The following is a 12,645-nucleotide window of genomic DNA, read 5'->3' on the forward strand; positions in this document are numbered from 1 at the left end:
TCAGTCTCCCTTCGCGGCCTCGAACAGTGCCGCCCGAGGGTCCTCACCCTCGGTCGCCTTGCGGTACTCCTCCAGTGCCTTCCTGGCCTTCGTGCCCATGTCACGCGGGACGGTGACCTCGACGGTGACCAGGAGGTCACCACGCGTACCGTCCGCGCGGACCGCGCCCTTGCCGCGGGCGCGCAGGGTGCGCCCGCTGGGCGTCCCGGGCGGCAGCTTCAGCGTGACCGGCGGACCGCCCAGGGTGGGTACTTTGATTTCACCACCGAGAGCGGCTTCCGGGAAGGTCGCCGGCACGGTGACGGTGAGATTGTCGCCACGGCGTCCGAAGACCGGGTGCCGGTCCACGTGCACCACGACGTACAGATCGCCGTTCGGGCCGCCCCGTTCACCCGGGGCACCCTTGCCGCGCAGCCGGATGCGCTGCCCGTCGGCGACACCCGCCGGAATCCGCACCTGCATGGTGCGCGAGCTCGTCGCCCGCCCGCTGCCGCGGCACACGGCGCAGGGGTCCTCGGCGATGAGGCCGCGGCCCTTGCAGTCCATGCACGGGTCGGTCAGCGAGAAGCCGCCTCCACCGCCCCGGCTGACCTGCCCGGTGCCGACGCAGGTCGGGCACACCCGCGGCGTGCCGTTCTTGTCGCCGGTGCCGGCGCAGTTCTTGCAGGCCGCGCTGGAGGACATCCGCAGCGGGACAGTGGCCCCGTTGACCGCCTCGGTGAAGCTCAGCGTCACCTCGGACTCGATGTCCTGGCCGCGCCGGGGCTGCGTGCGGGTGCCGGTCCCGGTGCCGGTGCGGTTGAACAGGCCGCCGAACACGTCGCCGAGCCCGCCGCCGAAGCCACCGGCACCCCCTGCCGGACCCGGGCCGGGCCCGCCGGGCCCACCGGGCCCGCCCGGGGCACCGCCGAACAGGTCCCCCAGGTCGAAGTTGAACTGCCCGTTGCCGCCGCCCGCACCCGGCCCCGGACGGAAGCCACCGGAGCCGAACAGGGCACGCGCCTCGTCGTACTCCTTGCGCCGCTTGGCGTCGCCGAGGACGTCGTACGCCTCGGAGACGTCCTTGAAGCGCTCCTCGGCCCGGGTGTCACCGGTGTTGGCATCGGGGTGATTCTCCCGGGCCAGCTTCCGGTACGCCTTCTTGATCTCGGCCTCGGTGGCGTCCTTGGGGACGCCGAGGACCTTGTAGTAGTCCTTCTCGATGAAGTCCTTGGTGCTCATCCTCGGCGTCCCTCCTCCCGGTGCCGTACGTCAGCCCTCGTCCGGGCCACCGTTCTCCTTCTTCTCCGGCGCGCTGTCCTCGGCCTCGGCACCGGCTTCGGCCTCTTCCTCACCCTTGCCCGGCTGGGCGCCGGGCTGGGGCTCGGCCACGCCGACCCGCGCCGGACGGATCGTCCGGTCACCGATCCGGTAGCCGGGCTGCAGGACCTGCACGCACGTCGTCTCGGTCACGTCCGGCGAGTAGCTGTGCATCAGGGCCTCATGCACCGTCGGGTCGAAGGGCTCACCCTCCTTGCCGAACTGCGCCAGACCCATCTTCGCCACGACCGTCTCCAGCGACTCCGCGACCTGCTTGAAGCCACCCACCAGCTCGCCATGGTCCCTTGCGCGACCGATGTCGTCCAGTACCGGCAGGAGCTCGGTCAGCAGGTTCCCGACCGTCATCTCCTTCATGGCGATGCGGTCGCGCTCGACCCGGCGGCGGTAGTTCTGGAATTCCGCCTGGAGTCGCTGGAGGTCCTGAGTGCGCTCGTTGAGCGCACTCCGGGCCTGGTCCAGCTGCGCCGTCAGTGCCACTTCCTGCAGTTCCTGGGAGTCCCCGTCGGCGGCACCCGCCTCGGTGACCGGAGTCTCGCCGCTCCCTTCGGAGGCCGGTGCGGCCTCCGAAGGAACATCCACGGCAGGTGTCTCGGCGTCGGGGACCTCAGGCTCCTTGTCGAAGCCCTGCGGGTCCTGAGTCACGCCGCACCGCCCTTCGGCTTGTCGTCGTCCACGATCTCGGCGTCGACGACGTCTTCGTCCGCGCCACCGGCCTGGCCGCCCGCGGCGCCCTCGGCACCCGGCGCACCGGCCCCGGCACCCGCACCGGACGCCTGGGCATCCGCGTACATCGCCTGGCCCAGCTTCTGGCTGGTCGCCGCGACCTTCTCGGACGCCTCACGGATGACGGCGGTGTCCTCGCCCTTCAGCTTCTCCTTGAGGTCGGCGACCGCCTCCTCGACCTCGGTCTTGACCTCGGCGGGAACCTTCTCGGCGTTCTCCTTGAGGAAGTTCTCCGTCGTGTAGACGAGCTGCTCGGCCTGGTTGCGGGTCTCTGCGGCCTCACGGCGGCGGTGGTCCTCGTCGGCGTACTGCTCGGCATCGCGCATCATGCGCTCGATGTCGTCCTTCGGCAGCGCGGAGCCACCGGTCACGGTCATCCGCTGCTCCTTGCCGGTACCGAGGTCCTTGGCGGAGACGTGCATGATGCCGTTGGCGTCGATGTCGAAGGTGACCTCGACCTGCGGAACCCCGCGCGGGGCCGGCGGCAGGCCGGTCAGCTCGAACATCCCGAGCTTCTTGTTGTACGCCGCGATCTCGCGCTCACCCTGATAGACCTGGATCTGCACGGACGGCTGGTTGTCCTCGGCCGTGGTGAAGATCTCCGAACGCTTGGTCGGGATCGTGGTGTTGCGCTCGATCAGCTTGGTCATGATGCCGCCCTTGGTCTCGATACCGAGGGACAGCGGGGTGACGTCGAGGAGCAGGACGTCCTTGACCTCGCCCTTGAGCACACCGGCCTGGAGGCTGGCGCCGATGGCCACGACCTCGTCCGGGTTGACGCTCTTGTTGGCTTCCTTGCCGGCGGTCAGCTGCTTGACCAGGTCGGCGACGGCGGGCATCCGGGTGGAGCCACCGACGAGCACGACGTGGTCGATCTCGGACAGCTGGATACCGGCGTCCTTGATCACGTTCTGGAACGGGGCCTTGCAGCGCTCCAGCAGGTCGGAGGTGAGCTGCTGGAACTGCGCCCGGGTGAGCTTCTCGTCCAGGTGCAGCGGGCCCTCGGCCGAGGCGGTGATGTAGGGCAGGTTGATCGTGGTCTCGGTGGACGAGGACAGCTCGATCTTGGCCTTCTCCGCGGCCTCGCGGAGCCGCTGGATGGCCATCTTGTCCTTGGCCAGGTCCACGCCGTGGTTGCCCTGGAACTGCTTGACCAGGTGGTCCACGACCCGCTGGTCCCAGTCGTCGCCACCGAGGTTGTTGTCACCGTTGGTGGCCTTGACCTCGACCACGCCGTCGCCGATCTCCAGCAGCGAGACGTCGAAGGTGCCGCCGCCGAGGTCGAAGACGAGGATCGTCTGGTCGTCCTTCTCCAGCCCGTAGGCGAGGGCGGCGGCGGTCGGCTCGTTGACGATGCGCAGGACGTTGAGGCCCGCGATCTCACCGGCCTCCTTGGTGGCCTGCCGCTCGTGGTCGTTGAAGTACGCCGGGACGGTGATCACCGCGTCGGCGACCTTCTCACCGAGGTACGCCTCGGCATCCCGCTTCAGCTTCTGCAGGATGAAGGCGCTCATCTGCTGCGGGTTGAAGTTCTTGCCGTCCAGCGTGATCTTCCAGTCGGTGCCCATGTGGCGCTTGACCGACCGGATCGTCCGGTCCACGTTGGTGACCGCCTGGCGCTTGGCGACCTCGCCGACGAGCACTTCACCGTTCTTGGCGAAGGCGACGACGGACGGCGTGGTCCTGGCGCCCTCGGCGTTGGTGATGACGGTGGGCTCACCGCCTTCGAGAACACTGACGACGGAGTTCGTCGTGCCCAGGTCGATGCCGACCGCTCGTGCCATTTCGTGCCTCCAGCTGCCTTGAGTAAGTCTGGCTCAAGAGTGCACCCGACAGGGGACCGCCGTCAAATGACCTGAGCGTGGTTGACTCAATTCTTATCCAATGAGCCCACTCAAGCAGTGGATCCACCCCCGGCGCCGGGAACCCGGAGCAGAACAAATCCGACATAACCGCCGCCCCTCCCAGGCTACGCGCCCGGAACACCTGCTCAGCCCGCGGTCATCAACCCGCGCCGCCAGGCCCACGCCGCGACCTCCACCCGGTTGCGGGCGCCCAGCTTCTTCTGCACCCGGGCCAGGTGGCTCTTCACCGTGGACGGCGCAAGATGCAGGTCGGCGGCGATCTCGTTGCTGGTGGCTCCGAGGGCCACCCGCCGGACCACGTCCAGCTCCCGCTCGGACAACCCGTGCCCCCGGCCGGACGCCGACCGCCGGCCGGGAAGCCCTTCCAGCACGCGCGCGGTCACCGCCGGCGACAGGAGCATCTCCCCCGCGTCCGCCGCCCGGACGGCCTCGACCAGCAGGGCCGGACTCGTGTCCCGGAGCAGAAACCCGGAGGCCCCGGCACGGAGCGCCTCGAGCACCGCCTCATCCCTGCCCTTGGGGGCCACCACGACGGTCCGCGGCGCGCCGGCCACCCCTCGCCGCGCGGCGAGCCGGCGGGTGACCTCGATTCCGTCCGGACCGGCCATGTGTGCGTCGAGCAGGCAGACATCGGGGCGCAGCCGGACGGCGGACTCGAGCGCCGCCCGCCCGTCCGGCACCTCAGCGACGACCCCGATGTCCGGCTCCCGCTCCAGGGTCCGCCGGAAGCCGGCACGCACCGCCGGCCGGCTCTCGGCGATCAGCACGTTGATGGTCACTGCTCTCCCTGTCCCGCTCATCCGCGCGGGGCGGCGCCGGGCGGCGCGATCCTGCCGCGGCTTATTTCCAGCATGACCACATATGGGGTATCTCAACCCCGCTCCCCACGCCTGCGTCCGGCGCGGCGGGGCAGCCCCGGCCGGCTGCGGGGCCACGGAAACCGCCCGGCAGTCGCCAGTCCCGGCGCACACCGACTACCTTCGGTGCACAGGAGAACCGGCAGGTCCGAGGCGGTCGACCGCATCCGTCGGCGGCCTTTCCGGCACCTCCGGGACGGGCACCCCCTGGGCCGCCGGGCGCCCGGCGGCCTGTTGAGGCTCACCTGAGCGATACAGATCACCGGTGGTGCGGCTGCGCGACAGCGCCGGAAGTCGGTACCCTCGGACCAAGCCCGTTAAGTTACCGCTTAGTAGTTTCTAGTCGTCACCGCGCCCCACCCGTTGCCATCCCGTCAGTCCCGCTGGTTCGAGGAGCCGTCATGCAGCTCGCCGCGATCGTCGTCTCGCTGGTGCTCACAGCGGTCGGCGCGGCGCTACTCGCCCGCGCCGCCCTGCAGATCTACCGCCATATGAAGCTCGGCCAGCCGGTGCCCGCGGGCACCAGGACCGACAACCCCCAGCAGCGCACCGTGACGCTGGCCAAGGAGTTCCTGCTCCACACCCGGATGAACCGCTGGGGCATCGTCGGTATCGCACACTGGTTCGTCGCGATCGGCTTCCTCACCCTGGCAGTCACCCTGGTCGCCGCGTACGGGCAGCTCTTCGAAGCCGAGTTCTCGCTGCCGGTCCTCGGGCACTGGCTGCCGTTCGAAATGTTCATCGAGTTCATCGCGCTGATGACCGTGCTGGGCATCGGGACGCTGATGGTCATCCGGCTGGCGAACCTGCCCAACCGGGCCGGCCGCAAGTCGCGGTTCGCCGGCTCCACCGCCTGGCAGGGCTACTTCGTCGAGTACGTCATCCTGGTCATCGGCCTGGCCATCCTCACCCTGCGCGGCCTCGAGGGCGCCCTGGCCCAAGCGGGATACGGGGCGGCGCACTTCGTGACCTACCCGCTGGTCCTCGCCTTCGACGGGCTGAGCACCGGCACCCTGCAGAACCTCGTCTACCTGGTCGCCATGATCAAGATCAGCGTGTCGATGATCTGGGCGATCACCGTCGGCCTCAACACCGACATGGGCGTGGCCTGGCACCGCTTCCTCGCCTTCCCCAACATCTGGTTCAAGCGGGACGCGAACGGCGGCACCGCACTCGGCGAGCTGCAGCCGATGACCTCCGCGGGCAAGCCGATCGACTTCGAGACGGTCTTCGACGACGACAGCGGAGAGGACACCCAGTTCGGCGTCTCCCAGGTCGAGCACTTCTCCTGGAAAGGCCTGCTCGACTTCTCCACCTGCACCGAGTGCGGCCGCTGCCAGTCGCAGTGCCCCGCCTGGAACACCGGCAAGCCGCTCTCCCCCAAGCTGCTGATCATGTCGCTGCGCGACCACGCGCACGCCAAGGCCCCCTACCTCCTGGCCGGCGGGGGCAAGAACGCCGAGGGCGAGGAGAAGGCCACCGCGGAGCAACTGGCCGACGTCCCGGCCGCCGCGCTGGCCGAGGCCGAGCGCCCGCTGATCGGGACCGCCGAGGAGAACGGCGTCATCGACCCGGACGTGCTGTGGTCCTGCACCGCCTGCGGCGCCTGCGTCGAGCAGTGCCCGGTGGACATCGAGCACATCGACCACATCGTCGACATGCGCCGCTACCAGGTCATGATCGAGTCGGCCTTCCCCTCCGAGGCCGGCACGATGCTGAAGAACCTGGAGCGCAAGGGCAACCCCTGGGGCATGGCCAAGAAGAAGCGGCTGGAGTGGACCAAGGAGGTCGACTTCGAGGTGCCGGTCGTCGGCAAGGACGTCGAAGACCTCACCGAGGTCGAGTACCTCTACTGGGTCGGCTGCGCCGGCGCCCTCGAGGACCGGGCCAAGAAGACCACCAAGGCCTTCGCGGAGCTCCTGCACATCGCCGGCGTCAACTTCGCGATCATGGGCGGCGAGGAATCCTGCACCGGTGACTCGGCCCGCCGGCTCGGCAACGAGTTCCTCTTCCAGCAGCTCGGCGAGCAGAACGTCACCACCCTGAACATGGCCTTCGGTGAGGACGCCGACGAGGGCGTCACCGTCGAGAAGGCCAAGAAGAAGATCGTCGCCACCTGCCCGCACTGCTTCAACACGCTCGCCAACGAGTACCCGCAGCTCGGCGGCCACTACGAGGTCATCCACCACACCCAGCTGCTCCAGCACCTCATCGACGAGGGCAAGCTGGTGCCGGTCACCCCGGTCGAGGGCCTGATCACGTACCACGACCCCTGCTACCTGGGGCGGCACAACAACGTCTACACACCGCCGCGCGAGATCATCGGGCGGGTCCCCGGGCTGCGCAACGAGGAGATGCACCGGCACAAGGAACGCGGCTTCTGCTGCGGCGCCGGCGGCGCGCGGATGTGGATGGAGGAGCGGATCGGCAAGCGCATCAACAACGAGCGGGTGGACGAGGCGCTCTCCCTCAACCCGGACATCGTCTCCACCGCCTGCCCGTTCTGCCTGGTGATGCTCACCGACTCGGTCAACGGCAAGAAGAACGACGGCGAGGCCCGCGAGGACGTTCAGGTCGTCGACGTGGCCCAGCTGCTGCTGGACTCCGTGCGGACCCCCTCCGAGGGCACCGGCGGCGACGCGGCCCCGGCGGCACCCTCCCCGGAACCCGAGCCGGCCTCCTGAGGGGCCGGTGCCCGGCCGGCCCGACAGGACCCGGCCGGGCATCCCGCGCCACCGCCTGCCCTCCCGCCGGCCGGCGCCGCATCGCCCACGGCTGCGGGTCCCACGGGTCTCGGGGACCGGGTTCAGGGGCCCGCCTCAGGGATCTCTCAGGGGACGATCAGGGCCCACCCCGCAGTCAAGTGCGCGGGTGAGGAGGTAGTTTCGTAGCGTGGCTGGATTCAGGAAGAAGCGCGAACAGGGCCGCCCGGGTGCCGCCCCGCAGTACCCCGCCCCGGGCCCCGCCCAGGGGCACCCCCCGCGGGAGCAGTACCCACCGCAGGACCCCTACGGCGCGCCGTACCCCCCGCAGCACGGACAGCCGCCGCACGGGCAGCCGCACCACCACGGCCCCGGCCGATACCCCGGCTCCTCCGGGTACGGCGGTCCCGCCGGGTACAGCGAGGGCACCGTCCACGGCGGCGGGGGCGGCCCGGAGGAGGAGCTGAGCGTTCCCCCGGGCCCACGGCTGAGCTGGAAGGAACTGCTGACCGGCATCCTGGTGCGCCCCAGCCCCACGTTCTGGCAGATGCGGGACTACGCGGTCTGGGGCCCGGCTCTCGTCGTCACCTTCCTCTACGGCCTGGTCGCCGTGTTCGGGCTGGACAACGCCCGGGACGAGATCCTGGCCACCACGGCAGCGAACGTCGTCCCGTACCTGCTGCTCACCGGCGTGGCGATGGTCGTGGGCGCGCTGCTGCTGAGCACCGTGACGCACACCCTGGCCCGCCAGTTCGGCGGCAACGGCCACTGGGCTCCGACGGTCGGCCTCGCCATGCTGATCATGACGCTGACCGATGTCCCGCGTTTGGCGCTGGCACTGTTCCTCGGCGGCGCGGCGATGCCGGTCCAGGTGCTGGGCTGGGCCACCTGGGCATTCGCCGGAGTGCTGTTCACCATGATGGTCAGCCGCTCGCACGAGCTCCCCTGGCCGCGGGCGCTCGCCGCCTCGGCGATGCAGCTGCTGGCACTGCTGATGCTGGTGAAGCTCGGAACGCTCTAGCGGGTACGCTGCGAGGCGTGCTTCTGTCAGACAAGGACATCCGGACCGAAATCGACGCGGGGCGGGTGCGGATCGATCCCTACGACCCGTCGATGGTCCAGCCGTCCAGTATCGATGTCCGGCTGGACCGGTACTTCCGGGTGTTCGAGAACCACCGGTACCCGCACATCGATCCGTCGATCGAGCAGCCCGACCTGACCCGGACCATCGAGCCGCACGGGGACGAGCCGTTCATCCTGCACCCCGGAGAGTTCGTGCTGGCCTCCACCTACGAGGTCATCACCCTGCCGGACGACCTCGCCTCACGGCTGGAGGGCAAGAGCTCGCTCGGGCGGCTCGGCCTGCTGACGCACTCGACGGCCGGCTTCATCGACCCGGGCTTCTCCGGGCACGTGACGCTGGAGCTGTCGAACATGGCGACCCTGCCGATCAAGCTGTGGCCTGGCATGAAGATCGGCCAGCTCTGCATGTTCCGCCTGACCTCCCCTGCGGCAAGCCCGTACGGCACCGGCGCGAACGGCTCCCGCTACCAGGGGCAGCGCGGCCCGACGGCCTCCCGGTCCTACCTGAACTTCCACCGCACCCAGGTCTGACCGGCCCGGCGCCCTCGCACGTCCGCCCCGCCACGCGTCCGGACACCGCCCTCACCGGCACACCGGCGACCTCTGCCTGCTCCAGCACTCCCGCGCGTCACCTGCTCCCGCCCCGCTTTGCACCCTGCCGTCCGACCCGCCCCGAGATGTGACATGCCCTGATCGAGATTTGTGGAACGCAGGGGATTCCCAGGCGCGTTACCTGCGAGTAAAAACCGTGGGTAACCCATTCCGTCCGCCGAGGGAGTCCCCACATGCCACGCGCAGGACAGAGAGTCAGAACGTTCCGGGCCGCCGTCGTATCCGTCGCGGCCCTGGGGCTGCTGGTCACCGGCGCACCCGCCGGGACCGCGGCGGACGAGAGCACGGCCACGGCCACCCCCCTGTCGGCCGAGCTGGAGGAAATACGCGCCGCCCAAGCCGTCGAGCTGTACGGCGACCCGGCGCAGCGCCCGATGGACGAGCGGGCCGTCTCCCTGGCCTCCCTCGGCGACAGCGAGATATCCGGCGAAGGCGTCGGCAACTACGAGGAGCCCACGGACGGCCCCACCAACTGGTGTCACCGCTCGTACGACGCGGCCATCCACCGCACCGACATCCCCGCCGACGTCACCTACAACTTCGCCTGCTCCGGCGCCAACACCGAGAACATCCGCATCGGCGGCACGCCGCAGTACAGCGACGAGCTGGTGCAGAGCGACAGCCTGGCGATCGCCGCCCGCAACACCCGGGTCGACACCGTCCTGCTGGTCGCCGGAGCCAACGACGACCTCGAGTTCGGCCCGGTGATGACCGACTGCGTCATCCGCTGGTTCGCGCTCTGGCAGGGCAACTGCGCCCCGGTCTACGCCCCCGGCTGGCAGGCCCGGGTCGACGGACTGCGGCCCAAGGTCGAGGCCACCGTCACCGACCTGCACACCGTGATGGCCGAGGCCGGCTACGCCCGGGACGACTACCGGCTGATCCTGCTGGGCTACCCCAGCCCGGTCGGCCCCGACTTCCAGGACAACCCGTCCTTCCCCGGCAAGATCCCCGGCGGCTGCACCCTCGCCACCTCTGACGCCGCCTGGGGCCGCGACGTGGCGGTGCCGCTCTTCCAGCAGGGGATGCGCACGGCGGCCCAGAACGCCGACGCCACCTACCTGGACGCCTCCCGGCTCTTCCACGGCCACGAGGTGTGCATGGACAACACCTGGGCCCGCGGCCTCACCGTCGACCTGTCCAACCCCTTCCCCCCGGACTCGAACTCCGTGCGGCAGTCCTTCCACCCCAACTACCGCGGTCACGGCGCCTTCGCCTCCTGCCTGTCCCAGCTGCACGCCTCCGGCCTGACCGAAGCCTCCTGCGCCGACCCGGCGAGCACCGGCACCGCCCAGCTCTACCCGGGCGCCTGGGACGATCACTTCGCCCCGCTGGTCAACGAAGCGACCGGGGAATGCGCCGACACCCGGCGGGCCTCCTCCCGCAACCGCACGGAGGTGCAGGGCCACCCCTGCCACGGCGCACGCAACCAGGGCTGGTGGTACGACGCGGAGCGGCAGTCCCTGCACAGTGAGCTGAGCCACGACCGCTGCCTGGACGTCCCCTCCAGCCGCTACACGGCAGGCACCGGCCTCCAGATCTTCGACTGCCACGGAGCGGCGAACCAGAAGTTCACCTTCGACAACGGCACTCTCTCCCCCGCCCAGGCCCCCGCGCTGTGCGTCACCCAGACCGCGGCCGGCCGGCAGCTGACCCTCCAGCCCTGCGACGGTTCGGCACAGCAGCGCTTCGCCTGAACCACCCGGCCCCCGGCCCCGACCCCGACGCTCCACCACTGACCCCGTCCGCCCCCGAGCCGCGTCCCCCCGCGAAAACGGCCGTACCCCGCAGCGCGCTTCCGGCGCCACGGGGTACGGCCGTACTGCTACCGCCCACTCCTTCTGCTGCTGTGTGTGCTGCTGCTGCTGCTCCTACTGCCGGTCGACCGGCACCGCGCTGCGCAGGCGGGCACACCGCGGGCACCGCAACAACCGCGCCGGACCGATGCGGTCACTGCCGAGATGCTGCATCGGGAACTGCGAGGTGCTGAACTGGTGCCCATCGGCACACCGGACAACGGTGGTCTGCAACGCTTGCCACTCCCCTGAATCTGGACGACGAGCGCCACATTAGAGGATCGGGCCGACACTCTCCCGGCAGGCGCCACCGGCTGCCGGCCGGAGCAGGGCGACGGGTCCCGAGGCACACCCCGGGGACCCCGTCAGGCCGCCGGGCCTCCGGAGCCCGGGCTGCCCTGAGCCGACTCCTCGGCGGCGATCTGACGCCGCACTTCCTCCATGTCGACGTTCCGTGCCTGGGCGATGAGGTCCTCCAGCGCCTGCTCGGGCAGCGCGCCCGGCTGGGAGTAGAGCACCACCTGATCGCGGACCACCATCAGCGTCGGGATCGAGGAGATCTGGAACGAGGCGGCCAGCTCCTGCTGCGCCTCCGTGTCGACCTTCCCGAAGAGCACGTCGTCGTGACGCTCCGCCGACTTCTCGAAGACCGGCGCGAACTGGCGGCACGGGCCGCACCAGGAAGCCCAGAAGTCCAGCAGGACGATGTCCTTGCTCGCCACCGCGTCGGTGAAGTTGTCCTTGGTCAGTTCGACCGTTGCCACGAAAATCCACCTTCCTTAGATACCCGTACGGGTATAGGCAACGAGCTCGACCCGCAACCTATTCCTGCACGCGTACCCGCCCCCGCGGCAGCTCAGTCCAGCGTCACCTCGACGTCCGGGGGCCGCACCAGGCTGTTGTGCACCGTGCAGTGCGAGGCGACCGCGAGCAGAGCGGCGCGGCGCTCGTCCGGCAGGTCCGCCGGCGGCACGATGCGCACCCGGATCCCCGCCACCCTGGCCGGGCGGTCGGCGGCCATCGAGAAGTCCGCCGACACGCGCAGCTTCTCGCTGGAGACCCCGTGCCTCTTGAGGTAGCGGCCGGCGTAGAAGGCGACACAGGAGGCGAGCGACGCGGCGAACAGCTCCACCGGCGTGACCCCCGCGTCCGTCCCCCCGTCCTCCACCGGCTGGTCGACGAGCATCTGGTGCCCGCGCACTTGGATCCGGTAGGTGTCCCCGAGAACCGGTGACACCTCGATCCGGCCGGCCGGAGCGACCTCCGTCATGCCGTCCGGGAGCATCACGGGCTGCTGTGTTGTCGTCATGACCGTCTCCTCGACTCGTGTCCCCACGCTTCAAGTAGACGCGGCGCAACGCGCGGGCCGGAGGGGCCGAGGGTCCCGCCCCGAGGGCCGACAGGGCCCCGCCCGCACCGCCGAGCAGCCGCTCACCGACCCCGTTCCCGCCAGACGCCGCCCCGGACTGCGCCCGGGGGCCGCCTGCTCCGCACTCCCACCCTCACGAGCCGCTCGGGCCTGCTCCCCCACCTCGGGCCACTGACCGCAGGCACCTGGGGACCCGACCCGGGGTGAGGTCGAGCGGGCCGGACCAGGGCCGGGCAGCACCGGCCATCAGAAGCCCGCGGGCCACCGCTACGACCGTGCACCAGCAGTCCACCATGCGGTAGAGTGACCGGCGACGAG

General features: G+C 70.3%; 11 protein-coding genes. 5 read left to right on the forward strand and 6 right to left on the reverse strand.

What is annotated here, in order from left to right; all coding sequences use genetic code 11:
• From dnaJ to PJ985_RS00595, 4 genes are all read right to left on the reverse strand, one after another.
• Positions 1–1,221: a molecular chaperone DnaJ gene (dnaJ, locus tag PJ985_RS00580; RefSeq protein ID WP_271681472.1), complete on the reverse strand. Its 1,221-nt coding sequence runs from the start codon at positions 1,219–1,221 to the stop codon at positions 1–3.
• A gap of 30 nt (positions 1,222–1,251) precedes the next feature.
• Positions 1,252–1,962, reverse strand: coding sequence for a nucleotide exchange factor GrpE (grpE, locus tag PJ985_RS00585; protein WP_271681473.1), 711 nt, complete (start codon positions 1,960–1,962; stop codon positions 1,252–1,254).
• The gene (gene dnaK / locus PJ985_RS00590; RefSeq protein WP_271681474.1) at positions 1,959–3,827 is read right to left on the reverse strand and encodes a molecular chaperone DnaK; all 1,869 of its coding nucleotides are present in this window, start codon (positions 3,825–3,827) and stop codon (positions 1,959–1,961) included. Before dnaK ends, grpE begins: the two co-directional genes overlap by 4 nt.
• A 206-nt stretch (positions 3,828–4,033) precedes the next feature.
• A complete protein-coding gene (locus PJ985_RS00595) occupies positions 4,034–4,687 on the reverse strand; it encodes a response regulator (RefSeq protein ID WP_271681475.1) in 654 nt (217 codons plus the stop codon).
• 479 nt (positions 4,688–5,166) lie between these two features.
• On the opposite strand from PJ985_RS00595, the gene PJ985_RS00600 reads away from it, so the two are divergent.
• From PJ985_RS00600 to PJ985_RS00620, 5 genes are all read left to right on the forward strand, one after another.
• Positions 5,167–7,449 (forward strand): (Fe-S)-binding protein, encoded by a 2,283-nt coding sequence (locus tag PJ985_RS00600; RefSeq protein ID WP_271681476.1) that lies wholly within the window; start codon positions 5,167–5,169, stop codon positions 7,447–7,449.
• 208 nt (positions 7,450–7,657) lie between these two features.
• A complete protein-coding gene (locus PJ985_RS00605) occupies positions 7,658–8,488 on the forward strand; it encodes a Yip1 family protein (RefSeq protein ID WP_271681477.1) in 831 nt (276 codons plus the stop codon).
• A 17-nt stretch (positions 8,489–8,505) separates the two neighbouring features.
• Positions 8,506–9,081, forward strand: coding sequence for a dCTP deaminase (dcd, locus tag PJ985_RS00610; protein ID WP_271681478.1), 576 nt, complete (start codon positions 8,506–8,508; stop codon positions 9,079–9,081).
• Between the two features lie 254 nt (positions 9,082–9,335).
• Positions 9,336–10,859 (forward strand): ricin-type beta-trefoil lectin domain protein, encoded by a 1,524-nt coding sequence (locus PJ985_RS00615; RefSeq protein WP_271681479.1) that lies wholly within the window; start codon positions 9,336–9,338, stop codon positions 10,857–10,859.
• Between the two features lie 156 nt (positions 10,860–11,015).
• Positions 11,016–11,210 carry a hypothetical protein gene (locus tag PJ985_RS00620; RefSeq protein ID WP_271682092.1) on the forward strand — a complete coding sequence of 65 codons (195 nt, stop codon included), beginning with the start codon at positions 11,016–11,018 and terminating at the stop codon, positions 11,208–11,210.
• Between the two features lie 113 nt (positions 11,211–11,323).
• Here PJ985_RS00620 and trxA read toward each other — a convergent pair whose 3' ends face one another.
• Positions 11,324–11,722 (reverse strand): thioredoxin, encoded by a 399-nt coding sequence (gene trxA / locus PJ985_RS00625; protein ID WP_271681480.1) that lies wholly within the window; start codon positions 11,720–11,722, stop codon positions 11,324–11,326.
• Between the two features lie 92 nt (positions 11,723–11,814).
• A complete protein-coding gene (locus PJ985_RS00630; RefSeq protein ID WP_271681481.1) occupies positions 11,815–12,267 on the reverse strand; it encodes an OsmC family protein in 453 nt (150 codons plus the stop codon).
• Positions 12,268–12,645 lie beyond the last annotated feature (378 nt).

Origin of the sequence: Streptomyces sp. ACA25 (assembly GCF_028200735.1) — a bacterium.
GTDB lineage: Bacteria > Actinomycetota > Actinomycetes > Streptomycetales > Streptomycetaceae > Streptomyces.

Bases quoted from the DNA above. Each gene is read 5' to 3' on its own strand.
- PJ985_RS00600 (WP_271681476.1), top strand. From the start codon at position 5,167: ATGCAGCTCGCCGCGATCGTCGTCTCGCTGGTGCTCACAGCGGTCGGC.
- dnaJ (WP_271681472.1), bottom strand. From the start codon at position 1,221: ATGAGCACCAAGGACTTCATCGAGAAGGACTACTACAAGGTCCTCGGC.
- dnaK (WP_271681474.1), bottom strand. From the start codon at position 3,827: ATGGCACGAGCGGTCGGCATCGACCTGGGCACGACGAACTCCGTCGTC.
- PJ985_RS00630 (WP_271681481.1), bottom strand. From the start codon at position 12,267: ATGACGACAACACAGCAGCCCGTGATGCTCCCGGACGGCATGACGGAG.
- PJ985_RS00615 (WP_271681479.1), top strand. From the start codon at position 9,336: ATGCCACGCGCAGGACAGAGAGTCAGAACGTTCCGGGCCGCCGTCGTA.